This is a genomic window from Desulfothermus naphthae (assembly GCF_054657475.1).
The window spans coordinates 209,534-226,653 of sequence record NZ_BAAHYQ010000003.1; the positions used below are offsets into that span (position 1 = coordinate 209,534).

Here is a 17,120-nt window from a genome sequence, read left to right on the forward strand (position 1 = left end):
TCCAAATAAGGGACCAGTTTATTTTTGTGCTGGTAGATAAAGGGATATAGTTGTGTAGTATGGTTATGGCTTTTGTTACAATGATGCAAGAGATAAAAAAAACAGTTATATTTATTAACAGTAGTTGCATAAGAGACTTAATAAGCCTTGGTCCAAGGGGGTAGGATGGAAGTGTAGTAATTTTTTTTGTTATTTTATCGTAGTCTTTGTTTTGTGCTATTCTGTGAAATCTTTCTAACCATTTTCCAATATGTGCAAAGGGGATGGTGATGAGAAGTAAGAGGTAAAATATATTTGGGTTAGTTATGGAAATGTTACTACTAATGGCAAGGGTCAAAAACAGGGGGAACTGCCTTTGTGGAGGGATATATGTCCCTGCAGGAAAAGAATCCATCCACAGGAGCTCAAAGAAGATTCCTGCTCCTAAGCAAAGTTCTATATCCTGGACAAAAAAAACAAATAGGAGTGATATTGTTATAGGTCGGTCAACTAGTCCTATAGGCAAAAGGAATCTGGTTAATGAAAAAAGGCCAAAAAAAAACTATAGAAAAATAGATTTATAAAATTTATTTCCATAACTCATCCACTGGTATTGAAATTGGATTGTTTGGCACACATCTAAAATCCAATGATATGCCTCTTTTATTTAAATATCTTAAGCAAGTAATATCCTCTTGACTTAAAAAAATGTGGTCACACACCTGTTTTTTTCCAGGTTTGTAGTGAAGATTTCCCAGATTCAGGGTATTGAATTTAAGTCCAATATCAAATGCCTTTTTTGCATCCTGACAAGTGGCAAAAAGGATAAATATTTGCCCGTTTTTTCTTTGTAAAATTTTTTTTATTGTTTTTAAAACCTCCTGTACACCACAAAAAAATACCTTCAAACTGGCTGGAATAGCAAGCTTTATAATTTCCTGTCTAATAGCATCGTTATTTAATTCATCATTTGCCACAACTACATATTTTGATTTAAAATAAGGTATCCAGGTCTCAATTACCTGTCCATGTATAAGTCTATTGTCTATTCTGACCCAGATGTTATTACCTTCCATTTGTAGAAACCTTCCTTTGGAGGACTTCTCCAGCAATCCTTATACCCTTTTTACCGGCAACTTTGGCCTCAGATGCAAGTTCTTTTAATTGAAGATTTCTAGATGAAAATATTTTAAGGAGCATAGGTAAATTTACCCCAGTAATTACCTCAAGGTTGTTTGTTTTTAAAAAGGAAAAACTTAGATTGCTTGGTGTGCCACCAAACATGTCTGTTAGGATTATGACCCCGTCTCCTTCATCTAATTCCTTCACACTAATCTGTATATCTCCAAGAATCTCTTCCATTGGCTTTGAAGTATCAATGGTAAGGGCTCTGGTTAGTTCTTGTTTGCCCATAATTAATTCTGCCACTTCAAGTAGTTTTTTCCCCAAATCAAGATGAGTAACTATAAGTACTCCCACCATATTATACCTCTAACATTAAATTAACTTATCCAAGGGCAAGGTGCCTATGTTCCAATTGGACATTGTAGTTTTTTTCTCTCAATTTTTGAGATATTATCTCTGATATAGCAACTGACCTATGAAATCCACCTGTGCATCCAAAGGCTATTGTGAGACGGTACCGACCTTCCTCAGAATATAAGGGTAACATAAATTCTAAAAAATCTTCCAGCTTATTCAAAAATGTCTTTGATTGTTCAAACTTTAAAATATATTTTTGAATTTTTTCTTCTCTGCCAGAAAGTGGCCTTAAATCATTTTCAAAATATGGATTTGGTAGAAATCTGAGATCAAAAACAATATCAGCCTCTTTTGGAATTCCATATTTATATCCAAATGAGATAATATTTATTCTGAAACCAACATTACTTTCCATTAAAAAATCAAAGCTGGATTGTATCTTTCTACGTAAGTCATGAATTGAAAAATTTGATGTGTCAATCACTAATTTGGATTCTTCTCTAAGGGCATTAAGTAGCTCTTTTTCCTCTTCTATTGCCTGTGTAAGGCCAATTTCTTTTGATTCTAATGGATGGGGTCTTCTTGTAGTTGCATATCTTTTAATTAAGATATCCTTGTCTGCTTCCAAAAAGATTATTTGAGGTTCAATATTATAAGACATAAGCCGGTTTTTTATCTCATCCCACTCAGAGAGATAATCCTTTTGTCTGACATCTACTCCCAGGGCAAGACCTCTGTACTTTCTTGGATTTTGTTCACTAAATAGCTCAGTTAGTCTGATAGTCATTGGTAGAGGTAAGCCATCCACTGTAAAGAAGCCCATATCCTCAAACACCTTTAGTGCTGTACTCTTTCCAGCTCCAGAAAGGCCACTTATAATGATCAGGGGAAGTTTTATCTCATTCATTTTTAATGTGCCCCCAAAAGATTCCAGATTCCATCCACTCCTTTTGCCTCCATAAAGGCTTGCCTAAATGCTGGGTCTTTCAGGATTCGTGATATATGTGCCAGGATTCTTAAGTGAAGTCCAGCCACATTTTCTGGGGCAAGTACCAGAAAGAATATATGACAGGGCTTTTTGTCCAATGCATCAAAGTCCACTCCCAGAAAACTCCTTCCAACAACAACAACGATTTTGTTTAGTTCCCGGAGTTTACCATGGGGGATGGCAACACCATCCCCAATACCCGTAGATCCTAACTGTTCTCTTTCAAGGAGTACTTTGTATGCGTTTTTTGTATTAAACTTTGGGAATTTATTCTCAAGTGGTCTTACTAATTCCTTTAATACTTCCTGTTTAGTAGTAGAGCTCAATTCTGGGAGGATGAGGTCTTTACTTAAATATTCCATTAATTCCATTTTAGCTCCCTTGCCTCTATATCTGTGGATCTATCAATCCAAAATCGCCATTCTTCTTTTTGTACAACACATTCACCCTTTTGGTATCAGAATTTATAAAAACCACAAAGTTATTATCGCTTCTCTGTAATTCTATTGCTGCGTCCTCTATTGAGATTGGTTTTGGGATATAATTATCTGACATAACGATATTAGGATAGCCTTCAGATACAGATTCTCTAATAGATTCACTTTTAAAAGTTTGTGATTTATTTAATTTACCTTTTCTTCTATCTTTTTCTTTATCCTTCATTTTTCTAAGTTGGGCGTCCATTTTATCCAGCACTTTATCAATTGATGCATACATATCTTGTGATTCTTCCTGAGCAGAAATATGAATATCATCTGCATTAAATACAACATCTATTTTTTGTCTATATTTATCAACTTCCATATTTACTTGAAGGTATGCACTATCTATTCTTTTTATATATTTTTCAAGTTTTCTAAAACGGTTTTCAGCGTATTTTTTTAAATGTTCTGAAGGTTCAAAATTTTTGAAATTAAATTGTATTTCCATACATCCTCCTTAAATGATTTAAAAAAATGTTTTTCTCTTACAAATGATTTAAAAAAATGTTTTTCTCTTACTTGAAGCTGGAATTCCCATTGATTCCCTATATTTTGCTACAGTACGTCTGGCAATATTGATTTGAAACTTTTCTTTTAATATCTCTGCTATTTTTTGATCACTTAAAGGTTTTTTGGAATCTTCTTCTGAAATTAACTTTTTAATATAATACTTTACACTTTCCGCAGATACTTCATTACCGTTCCCGGCATTAATACCACTATTAAAAAAGAACTTTAGTTCAAATATACCATGGGGAGTAGAAATATATTTATTGGTAGTTAATCTACTTACTGTGGATTCATGGACTCCAATATCTTCTGCAATATCTCTAAGAACAAGAGGTTTTAGTTGTGTTATTCCATATTCAAAAAAGTCCCTTTGAAATTTTATAATACTTTCAATAACTTTGTATAAGGTTCTTTGTCTTTGATGTATACTCTTTATAAGCCAGAGTGCATCTTTAAATTTTGATTCAAGGTATTCTTTATCTTTACTGTTATTTTTTTTGAGTAATTCCAAATAATATTCATTTATTTTTATGTTTGAAAAACCTTCATCATTTAATATTATTACAAAATCATCCTCATATTTAAATACATATGCATCTGGACTTATATAAACAGTTTCACCTTCACTAAAATTATTTCCTGGCTTTGGGTCTAAACTCTTGATAATTTCTACATACTCCAATACCTTATCTAGTGTAATATTTAATTCTTCTGCAATTTGATTATATTTCTTTTTTTCAAGGTATGGCAAATAATGTTCTATAATCTTTTCAATGGTCTCATCTAATATACCCAGAAATTTGAGTTGTTCTATGAGGCATTCCTTTAAATCTCTACTGCCAACGCCAACAGGATCAAATTGTTGGATCTTTTTTAAGACCTTTTCTACTAGTTCTGGGCTTTTTTTCACTATGTTGGCTATTTCTTCTACACTACTGTCCAAATAGCCTGAAGAATTTATATGTTTAATAATTATTTCTCCAATTTTGATTTCTTCTGGATCCATATTAGATAAGTGAAGTTGCCATAATAAATGGCTTTCCAGAGTTGGTTTTGATGCACAAAAGGCCTCTAAATTGGATTTTTCATCTGGGAATTCAATCTCCCTAGCCATTTTTGAGGAGCTGGAAAAATATCCAAGATAATTTTCCCATTCAGCATTTTTAAGCAGATGTTTTTCATCAATTTTCAATAATGTGGGAACATCCTTTGTTGAAACCTTTTGTTCTGCATTTACCTCCTGGACTTCTGGTAGTGTTTCTTCAAGTAACGGATTTTCTTGCAATGCCTGTTGAACTGTTTGAACCAGCTCAAGCCGTGAGAGTTGCAACATCTTTATGGCCTGTTGCAACTGGGGTGTCATTACAAGTTGTTGGGTCAGTTTGAGATTTTGTTTCAGTTCCAAACTCATTATTTATTTATTACCTCCTCTGGATCTTCTTTTCTATGTAAACAGGCTTTGCAATCGCGCCTATCAAATATTATGCCACATCTCTTGATTCAAGGCAAATCAAAATTAATTGGGTTTTTGGGTTTGTTGAGTTTAACCCATTAACCTTTAAATCCTTGAAGTTAGAGCATAGAACTAAGTTCAATGTTCAACGTTCAATGTTCAATGTTCAATGTTCAACGTTCAATGTTTAAGAAATTTAGTACCTAGAACCCAGAATCCAGAACCTAGAACTTCAATGAAATCCATAAACCCTTAAAGTTCAAACTGATCCCCAAGGTAGATTCTTTTAGCAATTTCATTATTCGCTATATCTTCTGGAGTTCCTTTTAAGATGATTTTTCCTTCATACACCAGATAAACAAGGTCGCAAATTTTCATTGTATCCCTGACATTGTGATCAGAGATAAGTATTCCTATACCTTTTTGTTTTAACTTTGCAATAATATTTTGGATATCCAAAATAGCCAATGGGTCAATACCAGCAAAGGGCTCGTCAAGCAAAATAAATTTTGGTTGTCTAATTAGTGATCTGGCAATCTCAAGACGTCTCCTCTCTCCTCCTGACAAATAACAGGCCTTTTGTTTTTTTAGATGATGAATGCCCAATTCTTTTAATAAAAAATCTTTTCTTTCTTCCTGTTCTTTTGAAGAAAGTCCAGTAAACTCAAGAATAATTTTCAGGTTTTGTTCTACAGTAAGTTTTTTAAAAACTGAGCTCTCCTGCGGCAAATAGCTTATTCCTTTTCTTGCACGTTTATATAATGGCCAGGTGGTGATATCTTCATTATCTAGAAAGACCTCTCCTTTAGTAGGAGAAATTATGCCTACTAACATATAAAAAGTAGTGGTCTTACCTGCACCATTTGGACCTAAAAGACCTACCACCTGTCCACTTGATACAGAAATACTTATATCTCTGACTACTGTTTTTTTTCCGTAACTTTTGGACAGTTTTTTTCCCTGTAGATGTGAATCCATTATTTTTTATCTATCTCTGTTGCATTGTTTTTGTTCTGAGAATTTCCCTGTTTTTCAGGATAAAATATTATTTTTACTTTCGTAGAATTACTGGAAAAAATTTCACTGGTATTTTTATTTAAATCAATAACCAATTTATCTCCTTCAATTTTATTTTTATTTTGAATGAGCGTTACATTTCCCTCCAATGTGATTTTTTGATCTTTTATATTATATTCTGCAGTAGAGCAATACCCTTCTTTATCTTTAAATATTATATGGACATTCCCGCTAGCTACCATTTTTTTTATTATATCTTTTTTATTTTTTGTAGAATTAATATTTTTTACCTTTTTTTTCAAAAAAACTATTAATTTATCTGATCTGATTGTTAAATCTTTATTTTTAGCAACAACTTTATCTTCAAATAACACCTTATTTTCTTTTTCAATATAAATAGCCTTTTCAGCATCTATAGTAATTGCAGATTTTATATTTTTACAAAAACTTATTTTATTTAATGATAATATACAAAAAAGCGTAAATAAAAATATAAATTTTTTCATATAATTTTCACCCTGACATTTTTTTTAAGAGTTATAATATGTTTGTTCAAATCTATTATACCTTCTAATCCTGAAACAATTAATTGATTATTACTTATTTTAAAGCCATTTTTAAATGTAATTTTGTTAAGTTTTAAATTAAAATTCATAAAATTAGCAACCAGAATGATATCTTTATACTTACCTTTTATTTTATATTCAAATTCTATTCTCTTGAGTTGTTTAAAATAAAATCCCCTTTGAGCGCTCACGTTAAGTGTGGAATTATCATTTAAGGTTATCAATAACTCAGGGGAAATAAAGCGAATCTCAGATAATTTGTCTTTTGATAGGACCTTATCTGCCTTTAAGACCCAAAATCCTTTTTTAGTAACACCTTTTATTATAGCCTTTTGTAATATAGATTCAAATGGTAGATTTTTTATTAAAAATTGTTGTTTGGGAGGTGTTTGTTCTGATTTTTGAAAATAGATTATTATGCTGACCAAAAGTACCGCAACTATTAGGCCAAATGCTAAAATTCTTGGTTTAACCATTTTTCCCATAACTCTTTTAATTTTCCTTGCATGCCCAAAATAAAATTTATTGCTTCTCTGAGGGCTCCTTCTCCTCCTTTTTTTTGGGAAATCCACTTTGCAATTTTTTTTATCTCTGGTTGTCCATTTTTTACAGCCATAGGTAGTCCCACTAATTTCATGGCTGGAGCGTCCACCCAATCATCTCCAAGATAGGCCATTTCTTCAAATTTTATATTTTTATCTTTAGAAATTTTTCTTATCAAATGGTCTTTTTTCAAAAAACCTTCATAATATTCTGTAATTCCAAGTTGTTTTATTCTTGTCTTTACTGCTTCTGATTTTAATCCTGTTATTATAACTATCTCCAATCCAGCCATTTGAGCCAGTTTTATGCCAAGACCATCCTGCACATTAAATTTTTTAAAAACATTTCCTTGATCATCATAATACAAGCCTCCGTCAGTGAGCACTCCATCTACATCACTTATAAGTATCTTTATTTTTTTCACCAGTTCCTTCATGAGATTGCCTGTTTTATTTTTATTAATTTTTTTATTAAATCTTCCAGCCTGTCAAGATACCAGCTGTTTGGGCCATCGCACAGGGCATTGTCTGGGGCAGGATGTACTTCCATAAAAATTCCGTTACACCCAGCCGCCACAGCACAGGAAGCAAGGTGTGGGACATATTCTCTTTTTCCCCCTGAAGATTCTCCTTTTCCTCCAGGAAGTTGCACAGAATGGGTTGCATCAAAAATAACAGGACACCCTGTATCCTGCATAATTGGAATAGATCTAAAATCCACAACAAGGTTGTTGTAGCCAAAAAAACTCCCTCTTTCTGTTAACCAGACCTTGTTATTTCCAGTTGATCTTACTTTTTCAACAGCATTTAACATATCCCAGGGGGCTAAAAATTGCCCTTTTTTTATATTTACGATTTTATTTGTCTTACCTGCAGCAATTAACAAATCTGTCTGTCTGCATAAAAAAGCAGGAATCTGAATTACATCAACCACTTCAGCTACTCGGCTTGCCTGCGATGTTTCATGGATATCAGTAGTTATTAGTAATTTATACATTTCTTTTACCTTGTTCAATATCTCAAGGCCCTTATCAAGACCTGGCCCTCTAAAACTCTTTATAGATGTCCTGTTTGCCTTATCAAAAGAACTCTTGAATATTATAGAAATATTGTATTTATCAGAAATTCCTTTAACTTCTTTAGCTACTTTTAAAACTATATCCTCATTTTCAATAACACATGGACCTAATATGAAAAACAGAGATTCAAAGCTATTTTTGTATATTTTTTCTAGGTCTTCCATTATTTACCCTACTAAGGTTCAAGGTTCAAGGTTCTAAGTTCAAAGTTCTATGTTCTATGTTCAAGGTTCAAAGTTCAAGGTTCTAAGTTCTATGTTCAAAGTTCAAGGTTCTATGTTCAAGGTTCAAAGTTCTAAGTACATTGAACGTTGAACATTGAACGTTGAACAATTTAAATTCCTAACCCATTAACCCGAAAATTTTTCTTTTGCTGCTTTTATAAAGTTGACAAATAAGGGATGGGGGTCCATGGGTTTAGACTTAAATTCTGGATGAAACTGACATCCCACAAACCATGGATGATCTTTAATTTCTATTATTTCCACCAGTTCTTCATTTGGAGAAAGTCCGCTTAAGACCATTCCATTTTTTTCAAAATCCTCTGCATATTTTTTATTAAATTCATATCTGTGTCTATGTCTTTCGCTTATTAACTCTTTTTTATAAGCTTCAAAACTCTTTGTTTCTTTTTTGAGTTTACAGGGATATGCCCCGAGTCTCATTGTGCCACCTTTTTCACATGATACATCCCTTTTTTGCACGCATTTTTTTCTAAAATCATACCATTCAGTCATAAGGTAAATAACTGGGTCCGGGGTGTTGGGATCAAATTCAGAGGAATTTGCATTGGGCAAATTCAACACATTTCGGGCAAATTCAATTACAGCGCATTGCATTCCAAGACATATTCCAAAAAATGGAATTTTATTTTCTCTGGCGTATTTGCATGCAATGATTTTGCCTTCTACTCCACGGTAACCAAATCCACCAGGCACTAAGATTCCATGCACCTGCCCGAGTTTTTCATTCACATTATCTTGTGTTAATTCTTCAGCGTTCACATAGACCAGCTCTGGTTTTACATCATTTGCTATTCCACCATGAATCAAAGCTTCATGTAAACTTTTATAGGATTCTTTTAAATCAACATATTTTCCAACGATAGCAATTTTAGGTCCTTGCTTTAATGATTTTAGTTTTTTTACAAGATTTATCCATGGTGTAAGGTCTGGATTTTTCGCAGGAAGTTTCAACATTATTGCTATTTTTTGGTCTATACCTTCGTTGTAAAATGTAAGGGGGACTTCGTATATATTCTCAACATCTACAGCAGAAAAAACAGCATCTGGGTCAACATTACAAAAAAGGGCAATTTTCCTTTTTATTCCTTCATTGAGTTCCATCTCACTTCTACATAAAATAATATCTGGTTGAATACCTATGCTTCTGAGTTCTTTTACACTGTGTTGGGTGGGTTTTGTTTTAAGCTCTCCAGCGGTTTTAATGTAAGGAACCAATGTTAAGTGGATATATAAGACCCTTTCTTTCCCAAGGTCGTAGCGCATCTGTCTAATTGCTTCTAAAAAGGGTTGTCCTTCAATATCCCCAACAGTGCCGCCAATTTCAATTATGGCAACATCTTCGTCATTTTTCACTACATTTAAAATATATTGTTTTATTTGATCTGTTATGTGGGGAATAACCTGGACAGTACCTCCAAGATAGTCTCCCCTGCGCTCTTTTTTTATAACTTCATAATACACGCTTCCAGAGGTATAGTTATTGTGTTTCCCCATGGGAATGCCTAGATATCTTTCATAATGCCCAAGGTCCAGATCGGTTTCAGCGCCATCGTCTGTTACATATACCTCTCCGTGTTGAAAGGGGTTCATTGTGCCTGGATCTACATTTATGTATGGATCTAATTTTTGAATAGTGACTTTTAACCCCCTTGTCTTTAGCAAAGCCCCTATTGAGGCTGCAGCTAGTCCTTTACCTAACGATGATAGAACTCCTCCAGTAATAAAAATAAATTTTGTCTTGTTTTTGGTCATAAATTTAAAATACCTCTTATTTTTATTTATACCAGGATGACCAAATCCCTTAGCAACACGAGATGACCTTATACACCCTATAGGTCCAAAAGTCTATTTTTTGATTTGGTGAAAATAGGAAATTCTATTACTAAAGGCTCTTTTTATCAAGATTAGATCCAATCTTAAATATAAAAATTCTGCCTTTAGTGTTTTCTTATTTAAAAAAAACAGTAGGTTAAGACAATATCTTTTTTATAGCCTCTTTAAATCCATTGGCAGAATTTTCTATTGTTTTTTCAGAAACGCAAAAGGATAGTCTAAAATACCCTTTTCTTCCAAATCCAGAGCCGGGAACTGCCAGAATTCGCTCTTCCTGAAGTATTTTAACGAACTCAACTTCATCAGGGATGGGAGATTTTGGGAAGAAGTAAAAACCACCTTTTGGCATGAGAAATTCATATCCAGCATCTTTTAATATATTGGCCATCAAATCCCTTCTCTTTTTATATATCAAAATATCCACATTCTCACCCAGGGCATGGTCTATGATTTTTTGCCCAATAGTAGGGGCATTTACGTAACCAAGTATTCTATTTACAAATATAAGCCCATTCATGAGCTCTTCTTTCCCTTCAAGTTCAGGATTTAAGGCAACATAACCAATTCTCTCACCAGCAAGAGACAGATTCTTAGAAAAAGAGCTGACAACGATAGAATTTTTGTAGCATTTAAAAACTGAAGGACACAAAAATCCGTCATATGTTAAAAATCTGTAAGGCTCATCTGAAATCAGATAGATTGGCCTATTAAATTTTTCTGAATATTTTGTAAGCAAATCTCCCAAACTCACTAAATGTTCTTTGGAATAGATTTGACCTGTTGGATTATTGGGGGAATTTATAAGAACAGCTCTCACATTTTTTGAAATAGCCTGCTCAATGTTATCTAAATCTATTTCAAAGTTTTCATTAGTTTCAACGATTCTAGCCTTTGCATTGTGATTAGAGAGATAAAATACATATTCAACAAAATATGGAGACAAACAAATTACCTCTTCTCCTGGCTCTAAAATAGCCCTGAAAAGACAATTAAGGCCACCAGCTGCACCACAGGTTAGCATCACATCACTGGGCAAAATCTTAATGCCCTGTTCATTAGAAAGGTATTCAGCAACTCTTTCTCTGGTCTGAGGTGCTCCAGCATTTGGCATATACCCAAAAACATATGGTTTATCCGCATTATTTGCTATTTCTATAAGGGCATTTTTTACCTTTTTTGGTGGAGGCAAATCTGGATTTCCTAAACTAAAATCATAAACATTGTCCTCACCAAACTTGTTCTTCAATTCCAATCCAGCCTCAAACATCTTCCTTATCCAGGAACTTTTCTCTAAAAATCCAGTTATTTCTTTGTTTAAATACCCCATATTTACACTCCCTTAATTCTATTGTTTACAAAGTAATTCCTTCTTGTTTTAATTTATTTAATTTATTTCTAAGGGTTCTTACAGATATGCCTAAGAGTTCTGCTGCCTTAGTCCTATTTCCTCTAGTTTTTTCCAAACTTTTTATTATCATGTGTTTTTCCAGCTCTTCCAATGGAATAATCCTATCCAGAGCAAATTGAGAAGTTTCTAAGTTTTGCTTTTTTGAATTATCTTTTAAATTCTTTTCATCCTTCTCTCCCAGTAGATCTTCTTCTAAGGAATCCATGAGTAGATGTCTAGGCTCTATGTATGAGTTCTGTGCTATAAGAATTGCTCTTTCAACTAAATTTTCAAGCTCTCTTATATTTCCTGGCCAATTGTAATTTTTCATCCACCTGATTGATTCCTCGCTGAATCCAGGTGATTGAATATTGTATTCCAGGGAAAATTTTTCTAAAAAATAATTAGCAAGCAAGATAACATCTTCACCTCGTTCTCGTAAAGGAGGGAGATGAATAGGAATAACATTTAATCTGAAATATAGATCCTGCCTGAAATTTCCCTGATCCACATATTCTTTTAAATTTCTGTTAGTGGTAGCAATTATTCTAACATCAACTTTTATTGGTTGGACTCCACCTAGCCTATCTACTTCTTTTTCTTGAATCACTCTAAGAAGCTTTGCCTGCAAAGTCAGATTCATCTCTGATATTTCATCCAGTAAAATTGTACCACCTGATGCCAGCTCGAACTTTCCAGGTTTTGATTTATATGCGCCAGTAAAGGCCCCTTTTTCATATCCAAAAAGTTCACTTTCCAGAAGATTTTCTGGTAAAGCAGCACAATTTACTGCAACAAAAGGACCTCTTGCCCTCTTACTATTAATATGAATATATTTTGCAATAAGTTCCTTACCTGTTCCAGACTCCCCACAAATTAAGACTGTTGCATTTGATGGCGCTATCTTTTTTGCCAAGGCAAGTGCCAGTTTTATCTTTTTATGCTCCCCAACTATCTTTATATAATTTTTGGGCCTATGATTTTGTGAAAAATTTTCTTTGTTTTCTTCTTTAAAAAAGACCAAGATTTTCTCTAAAATAAGTGGTGCTATCCAGAAATCAAATACTCCTAGGTCCAGAAATTTTTTTGCTATAAAAACATCTGCTTTTTCTGAAAAAACAACAACATATGGACTTTTATCTCTATTTACAATTTTAGTTATTATTTGTTCTGGATTTAATTTTTCAAGTTTATCTTTAACAATCACTAAATTGGGATGTCTCTTATTTAAAATAACATCTATCTCATTCAAATCACAGCTAACTTGAAATTGAATGTTATTCTCCTTTAATCCATCTATGAGATGGGCAATATCCTTTATTTCAGAAATAATTAATAAAAATTTTTCCATGTCAAAATTAAAATTGTCCATTTACTTTTTACTACTTAGCAAAAATTGCTTTTTGCACAATTAAGTTGAAAAATCAATACTTAAACATAAATTTATAAACATATGGAGTTGAAGTATAGAGCTATTTTTTACAAGGTCAACATGAAAAGGCTAATGTTTTAATATCTGTTTTTTTAAGATAAGTCTTTTCTATATAAATTAAGGGCTGATTTCCGTTCAAAATAATTGACACTGCTTACTTAATCAGTTAATCTTTATCCTAACAATTAAAAAAGACACAATGGCAAATTGAAAAAAGGTGAGGATTATGGAGAAAAAAGAAATAAAAAATAAGGCTCTTCAATTGGGTTGGAAAGCAAATGAATATTTGATTATAGGCCAGTTAGACAAGGCCAGGGCTACTTATCGGCAAAGTTATAAATTGTTGGAAGAAATTGAAGAAAAAAGGATTCGAGCAGTAGTTGCCAGTAATCTTGGTCTAATAGCCGTTAGGTTAAAAAACTTTGAGGAAGCCATTGTTTGGTTTAAAAGGGCCTATGATTTATACAAATCCATGAATGATTTACGTGGTCAAGCAGAACAACTTGGAGATTTAGGATCAGTATACAGGGATAAACAAAAATATGATAAGTCCTTGGAGTATTATAAGAAGGCCTTGGAGTTATTTGAACAGTTGGATAATAGGTTAGGCATAGCAAATCAGCTCACCAATATTGCTTATATTTATGTGATGAAAGATTCCCCTCAAGAGGCTTTAAAGCTGTACAAAAGGGCCCTCCCCATTTTTGAATCTTTGGAAGAAAAGGACAAAGCTGAATATGTTAAACAAAATATTAAGGTTTTAATTAAAGAAATTAATAAAAATAAACAAGACAAGAGGACAGAAATATGAAAGGATTAGAACTGGCAGAAAAGTATTTTGAAACCTATGGAATGCCCTTGATACAAAAGAAATTTAAAGAATATGAAAAGCGCATTGCTGCAGGGCTTGTTGGGGATGGGTCTGAATGTTATGGTTATGATGATGAAATTTCAAGAGATCATGACTGGGGGCCGGGTTTTTGTGTCTGGTTAACCAAAGAGGATTATGAAAAAATAGGTAAAGACCTCGAATATGAAATTTATAAACTTCCAAAGGTCTTTATGGGGTATGGTCCAAGAAAGGTAAGTGATTGGGGCCTTGGAAGAATTGGTGTATTTGAAATTTCCCAATTTTATGCTAATTTTATCGGATTAGATCATATACCAAAAGATAATGAGGAGTGGCTCTATATTCCAGAAAGCTCTCTGGCTGCATGTACTAATGGCAGAGTGTTCTATGATCCATTAGGGGAATTTTCCAGATGGAGAGAAAAACTCCTTGAATTTTATCCAGAAGATGTGAGACTAAAAAAGATAGCTTCACGTTGTATGACAATTGCACAATCAGGACAATACAACTTTGGTAGATGTGTTAAGAGAAAAGAATATTTTGCTGCTCAATACTGTGAAACCAAATTTTGCGCTGATGTGATTTCTCTTATTTTTTTGTTAAACAGACGTTATACCCCATTTTTTAAATGGATGCATAGAGCATTAAAGGAACTTCCAATATTGGGAAAGGAAATCCATCAAAAGATATTAAATTTAGTCACAACCAATAATTATCAAGAAAAGGTCGATATAATTGAATCTATTTGTAGTGATGTTATTACTCAACTCAGGATTGATGATCTCAGTAGTTCCAATAGTAGTTTTCTTTTAGATCATGGTCCTGAAGTACAGAGAAGGATAAAGGACAGGGCACTCAGAGAACGAAATGTATGGGTAGGATAAGGAGATTGTTATGAAAAAAAATATATTGGTAATTGGTGGGAGTTACTTTGTAGGAAAGGTTTTTGTAGAAGAGGCTGTGCAAAAAGAGGAATTTGATATTTATGTATTAAATAGAGGAAATCGTCCCTTAAATATGGACAGAGTTAATGAACTCATTTGTGATAGACACGATATTGATAGACTTGAGGCGGTCCTACCTGCTAAAATCTGGGATGCTGTAATAGATTTTTGCGCATATACTCCTACAGATATTGAGATTTTAATGAATGTTTTACCTAATAATTCATTAAAACAATATATATTTATCAGCACTGCCTCTATTTATGAAGACACACTTGACTTACCTGTAAAAGAAGAGGCACCTAAATTAACTGGCCCCCAGCCTGAATTAGGACCAGCCGCAGATTATGGGTATAATAAATGGTTAGCAGAACTAAAGTTGATGGAGTTGTGTGAGTCAGCGAATATTCCTTATACGTGCCTGCGGCCCACGATTATTTATGGAAAATATAACTATGCTCCAAGAGAGAGTTATTTTTTTGACCTTATAAAAAGTGGTCAAAGGATTGTTTTGCCAGATAACGAACTTGCCCTTTTCCAATTTGTCTCTGTTTGGGATGTGGCTAAAATTATTTTAGAGTGTATTGGCAACCAAAGGGCATTCAATCAGGCCTTTAATCTCTCAGCAGATGAGCTTGTTTCTTATAGAAGATATGTTCAGGTCTTAGAAGAAATCACAGGGCAAAAAATCCCCACCACTGTATTACCAGTTCAGACAATTGAAAGAGAGCTCATACCACTACCATTTCCTCTGGACAAACACCTAATATATTCGGGCACTCTTGTTCAACGCGTTCTAGGTTTTGAATACACGCCATTTGTTGAGGGAATGAAAAGAACATACAATTGGTATTGTAGTTTAGAGTAAGATAAATTCATAGGAGGATAAGTGGGGAAAAAGGAGGTGTAAAGTGGAAAACACAAAAAGAACAGAACTAATTGAAAAGATTTTAGATAAAGAGTTAAAGATGTTTTTAACAGTACCTGTGAGGCAAAAGGCAGCATGCCAGGAGCATCCTGAGAGTTTTAAAACCATGCGGCGTGCTCAGTTTTTGATGTGGTCTGAAAAGACCTTGGAAAGTTATCTCAAAGACTTAGAGATGGCAGAAAAGGAAGGACGTAATTTAATGACTGAAAAATACGCCCGTATGGACAATCTTATTCCCCCAAAAAATCAAGATCCATTGATTGATAAGATTGTGAATATCCAATGTAAATGGCAAGAAGAGATGTTTCGCAAGTATCCAAAGTTGATGCGCGGTGCCCGTCCAGTGTATTCCTCCCAAGATTCCCCTTTTCAAACTTCCTTTGAAACATATTTGAGAGGAGAACTTGAAACATATTCACACAACACCCTTGCAAGCCTGTATGATGATATAGTTGGGATGCAAAAAGAAGGGAAAAATATGGCAGAAGAATTATATAAACAATTAGTAATGGACCTTGGTTACGAATCCTTGGAGGAGGCAGAAGAGGCTGCAAAAAATAGACATTAGTCGTTAAGATAATCCATTTCTCTCAATTTTTTATTCTCTTTTTTAAAGCTGAAACAATTTGTGGGAGTGCTTCTCCAGTTTTTTCTGGTACAAAGAGGTCTGTATGGTCAGTTAAAGCAGTTCTATTTGGATTTATCTCTAAAAGCATAGCCCCTTTTGACTTTGCTGTTAGTGGAATAGAGGCAGCGGGATAGACTACTCCAGATGTTCCCAAGATCAGCATGAGACCACAGGTTTGAGCTTCTGCAATTGCTTCAGGTAAGTCCTTTACTGGCTCGCCAAATCCAACAAAGTCTATACGTCTTTTTCCGCCGCATTCACAGGGCGGAAGTTGGGAAAATAGATCCTCCATGGTCAATCGTGTCATGCGATTAAGTATTTCTTCTATTATTTCAAAATATTTTTCTCTCTCAAGTTTTATTATCTTTCCACACTTAATACATCTAAGCCGAAAGATATTTCCATGCAATTCCAGGACCTTTGAATTGCCTGCCTCTATGTGTAAGTTGTCAACATTTTGGGTTATAACAGATCTTAAATATCCCATTTTTTCAAGCTCAACAAGCGCCATGTGACCAGGATTAGGCCTGGCATTTTTTAATCTTGCCATAAAATCTTTGAGTATTTTTGAACCCTCTTCAGGATGATTTCTCAAAACTGCTAAAATCCCACCAGAGCTACCTTCTGGGTATCTATCCCATAAGCCACCAGGGTCTCGATATGTAGAAATGCCGCTTTCTTTTGAAACTCCCGCGCCTGTAAAAGCAACAACAGGCTTTTTAGAAGAAATTAATTCTGCAGCCTTTTCTATTAGTTCTCTATTAATCATTGCAGC

General features: G+C 33.8%; 20 protein-coding genes. 5 read left to right on the top strand and 15 right to left on the bottom strand.

Annotated elements, in window-relative coordinates; all coding sequences use genetic code 11:
• Nucleotides 1-305 precede the first annotated feature (305 nt).
• On the top strand, nt 306-563 hold the full coding sequence (locus tag ACYQ1E_RS12520) for a hypothetical protein (protein ID WP_459879931.1): 258 nt from the start codon (nt 306-308) through the stop codon (nt 561-563).
• Nucleotides 564-566: 3 nt separating this feature from the next.
• Here the strand turns inward: ACYQ1E_RS12520 and ACYQ1E_RS12525 are convergent, their stop codons facing one another.
• The 14 genes from ACYQ1E_RS12525 to ACYQ1E_RS12590 all read right to left on the bottom strand — a co-directional run bounded on the left by ACYQ1E_RS12525 (nt 567) and on the right by ACYQ1E_RS12590 (nt 12,935).
• On the bottom strand, nt 567-1,055 hold the full coding sequence (locus ACYQ1E_RS12525; protein ID WP_459879933.1) for a PTS sugar transporter subunit IIB: 489 nt from the start codon (nt 1,053-1,055) through the stop codon (nt 567-569).
• Nucleotides 1,045-1,461, bottom strand: coding sequence for a PTS sugar transporter subunit IIA (locus ACYQ1E_RS12530; protein WP_459879936.1), 417 nt, complete (start codon nt 1,459-1,461; stop codon nt 1,045-1,047). Before ACYQ1E_RS12530 ends, ACYQ1E_RS12525 begins: the two co-directional genes overlap by 11 nt.
• Nucleotides 1,462-1,486: 25 nt before the next feature.
• Complete coding sequence (gene rapZ, locus ACYQ1E_RS12535; RefSeq protein WP_459879939.1) at nt 1,487-2,368, bottom strand: RNase adapter RapZ; 882 nt, start codon at nt 2,366-2,368, stop codon at nt 1,487-1,489.
• A gap of 2 nt (nt 2,369-2,370) precedes the next feature.
• On the bottom strand, nt 2,371-2,820 hold the full coding sequence (locus ACYQ1E_RS12540; protein ID WP_459879941.1) for a PTS sugar transporter subunit IIA: 450 nt from the start codon (nt 2,818-2,820) through the stop codon (nt 2,371-2,373).
• A gap of 16 nt (nt 2,821-2,836) precedes the next feature.
• A complete protein-coding gene (gene hpf / locus ACYQ1E_RS12545) occupies nt 2,837-3,379 on the bottom strand; it encodes a ribosome hibernation-promoting factor, HPF/YfiA family (RefSeq protein WP_459879944.1) in 543 nt (180 codons plus the stop codon).
• Nucleotides 3,380-3,427: 48 nt separating this feature from the next.
• Nucleotides 3,428-4,852 carry an RNA polymerase factor sigma-54 gene (gene rpoN / locus ACYQ1E_RS12550; RefSeq protein WP_459879947.1) on the bottom strand — a complete coding sequence of 475 codons (1,425 nt, stop codon included), beginning with the start codon at nt 4,850-4,852 and terminating at the stop codon, nt 3,428-3,430.
• Between the two features lie 294 nt (nt 4,853-5,146).
• On the bottom strand, nt 5,147-5,872 hold the full coding sequence (gene lptB, locus ACYQ1E_RS12555; protein WP_459879949.1) for an LPS export ABC transporter ATP-binding protein: 726 nt from the start codon (nt 5,870-5,872) through the stop codon (nt 5,147-5,149).
• Nucleotides 5,872-6,417 carry an LptA/OstA family protein gene (locus ACYQ1E_RS12560; protein ID WP_459879952.1) on the bottom strand — a complete coding sequence of 182 codons (546 nt, stop codon included), beginning with the start codon at nt 6,415-6,417 and terminating at the stop codon, nt 5,872-5,874. The genes lptB and ACYQ1E_RS12560 overlap by 1 nt, the downstream gene beginning before the upstream one ends.
• Entirely contained in the window at nt 6,414-6,962 is a 549-nt protein-coding gene (gene lptC, locus ACYQ1E_RS12565) for an LPS export ABC transporter periplasmic protein LptC (RefSeq protein WP_459879955.1), read from the bottom strand. Before lptC ends, ACYQ1E_RS12560 begins: the two co-directional genes overlap by 4 nt.
• Nucleotides 6,932-7,456, bottom strand: a complete 525-nt coding sequence (locus tag ACYQ1E_RS12570) for a KdsC family phosphatase (protein ID WP_459879958.1) — start codon at nt 7,454-7,456, stop codon at nt 6,932-6,934. Before ACYQ1E_RS12570 ends, lptC begins: the two co-directional genes overlap by 31 nt.
• The gene (kdsA, locus tag ACYQ1E_RS12575) at nt 7,453-8,262 is read right to left on the bottom strand and encodes a 3-deoxy-8-phosphooctulonate synthase (RefSeq protein ID WP_459879960.1); all 810 of its coding nucleotides are present in this window, start codon (nt 8,260-8,262) and stop codon (nt 7,453-7,455) included. The genes ACYQ1E_RS12570 and kdsA overlap by 4 nt, the downstream gene beginning before the upstream one ends.
• Before the next feature lie 186 nt (nt 8,263-8,448).
• A complete protein-coding gene (gene pyrG / locus ACYQ1E_RS12580) occupies nt 8,449-10,095 on the bottom strand; it encodes a CTP synthase (RefSeq protein ID WP_459879962.1) in 1,647 nt (548 codons plus the stop codon).
• A gap of 217 nt (nt 10,096-10,312) precedes the next feature.
• Nucleotides 10,313-11,503 carry a pyridoxal phosphate-dependent aminotransferase gene (locus ACYQ1E_RS12585; RefSeq protein ID WP_459879964.1) on the bottom strand — a complete coding sequence of 397 codons (1,191 nt, stop codon included), beginning with the start codon at nt 11,501-11,503 and terminating at the stop codon, nt 10,313-10,315.
• 25 nt (nt 11,504-11,528) lie between these two features.
• Nucleotides 11,529-12,935 (bottom strand): sigma-54 interaction domain-containing protein, encoded by a 1,407-nt coding sequence (locus ACYQ1E_RS12590; protein ID WP_459879966.1) that lies wholly within the window; start codon nt 12,933-12,935, stop codon nt 11,529-11,531.
• 286 nt (nt 12,936-13,221) lie between these two features.
• Here ACYQ1E_RS12590 and ACYQ1E_RS12595 point away from each other — a divergent pair, with 286 nt between their 5' ends.
• The 4 genes from ACYQ1E_RS12595 to ACYQ1E_RS12610 are packed head-to-tail and all read left to right on the top strand — an operon-like array spanning nt 13,222 to nt 16,285.
• Nucleotides 13,222-13,806 (top strand): tetratricopeptide repeat protein, encoded by a 585-nt coding sequence (locus tag ACYQ1E_RS12595; protein ID WP_459879969.1) that lies wholly within the window; start codon nt 13,222-13,224, stop codon nt 13,804-13,806.
• Nucleotides 13,803-14,729: a DUF4037 domain-containing protein gene (locus ACYQ1E_RS12600; protein WP_459879972.1), complete on the top strand. Its 927-nt coding sequence runs from the start codon at nt 13,803-13,805 to the stop codon at nt 14,727-14,729. Before ACYQ1E_RS12595 ends, ACYQ1E_RS12600 begins: the two co-directional genes overlap by 4 nt.
• Before the next feature lie 10 nt (nt 14,730-14,739).
• Entirely contained in the window at nt 14,740-15,657 is a 918-nt protein-coding gene (locus ACYQ1E_RS12605) for an NAD-dependent epimerase/dehydratase family protein (protein WP_459879974.1), read from the top strand.
• A gap of 43 nt (nt 15,658-15,700) precedes the next feature.
• Nucleotides 15,701-16,285: a DUF4125 family protein gene (locus ACYQ1E_RS12610; protein WP_459879977.1), complete on the top strand. Its 585-nt coding sequence runs from the start codon at nt 15,701-15,703 to the stop codon at nt 16,283-16,285.
• 22 nt (nt 16,286-16,307) lie between these two features.
• Here the strand turns inward: ACYQ1E_RS12610 and ACYQ1E_RS12615 are convergent, their stop codons facing one another.
• A complete protein-coding gene (locus tag ACYQ1E_RS12615) occupies nt 16,308-17,114 on the bottom strand; it encodes an SIR2 family NAD-dependent protein deacylase (protein ID WP_459879980.1) in 807 nt (268 codons plus the stop codon).
• Nucleotides 17,115-17,120 lie beyond the last annotated feature (6 nt).

Excerpts from the sequence above, each read along its gene's own strand:
- ACYQ1E_RS12520 (WP_459879931.1), top strand. The coding sequence starts at position 306 with ATGGAAATGTTACTACTAATGGCAAGGGTCAAAAACAGGGGGAACTGC.
- ACYQ1E_RS12525 (WP_459879933.1), bottom strand. The coding sequence starts at position 1,055 with ATGGAAGGTAATAACATCTGGGTCAGAATAGACAATAGACTTATACAT.
- ACYQ1E_RS12530 (WP_459879936.1), bottom strand. The coding sequence starts at position 1,461 with ATGGTGGGAGTACTTATAGTTACTCATCTTGATTTGGGGAAAAAACTA.
- rapZ (WP_459879939.1), bottom strand. The coding sequence starts at position 2,368 with ATGAATGAGATAAAACTTCCCCTGATCATTATAAGTGGCCTTTCTGGA.
- ACYQ1E_RS12540 (WP_459879941.1), bottom strand. The coding sequence starts at position 2,820 with ATGGAATTAATGGAATATTTAAGTAAAGACCTCATCCTCCCAGAATTG.
- hpf (WP_459879944.1), bottom strand. The coding sequence starts at position 3,379 with ATGGAAATACAATTTAATTTCAAAAATTTTGAACCTTCAGAACATTTA.
- rpoN (WP_459879947.1), bottom strand. The coding sequence starts at position 4,852 with ATGAGTTTGGAACTGAAACAAAATCTCAAACTGACCCAACAACTTGTA.
- lptB (WP_459879949.1), bottom strand. The coding sequence starts at position 5,872 with ATGGATTCACATCTACAGGGAAAAAAACTGTCCAAAAGTTACGGAAAA.
- ACYQ1E_RS12560 (WP_459879952.1), bottom strand. The coding sequence starts at position 6,417 with ATGAAAAAATTTATATTTTTATTTACGCTTTTTTGTATATTATCATTA.
- lptC (WP_459879955.1), bottom strand. The coding sequence starts at position 6,962 with ATGGGAAAAATGGTTAAACCAAGAATTTTAGCATTTGGCCTAATAGTT.
- ACYQ1E_RS12570 (WP_459879958.1), bottom strand. The coding sequence starts at position 7,456 with ATGAAGGAACTGGTGAAAAAAATAAAGATACTTATAAGTGATGTAGAT.
- kdsA (WP_459879960.1), bottom strand. The coding sequence starts at position 8,262 with ATGGAAGACCTAGAAAAAATATACAAAAATAGCTTTGAATCTCTGTTT.
- pyrG (WP_459879962.1), bottom strand. The coding sequence starts at position 10,095 with ATGACCAAAAACAAGACAAAATTTATTTTTATTACTGGAGGAGTTCTA.
- ACYQ1E_RS12585 (WP_459879964.1), bottom strand. The coding sequence starts at position 11,503 with ATGGGGTATTTAAACAAAGAAATAACTGGATTTTTAGAGAAAAGTTCC.
- ACYQ1E_RS12590 (WP_459879966.1), bottom strand. The coding sequence starts at position 12,935 with ATGGACAATTTTAATTTTGACATGGAAAAATTTTTATTAATTATTTCT.
- ACYQ1E_RS12595 (WP_459879969.1), top strand. The coding sequence starts at position 13,222 with ATGGAGAAAAAAGAAATAAAAAATAAGGCTCTTCAATTGGGTTGGAAA.
- ACYQ1E_RS12600 (WP_459879972.1), top strand. The coding sequence starts at position 13,803 with ATGAAAGGATTAGAACTGGCAGAAAAGTATTTTGAAACCTATGGAATG.
- ACYQ1E_RS12605 (WP_459879974.1), top strand. The coding sequence starts at position 14,740 with ATGAAAAAAAATATATTGGTAATTGGTGGGAGTTACTTTGTAGGAAAG.
- ACYQ1E_RS12615 (WP_459879980.1), bottom strand. The coding sequence starts at position 17,114 with ATGATTAATAGAGAACTAATAGAAAAGGCTGCAGAATTAATTTCTTCT.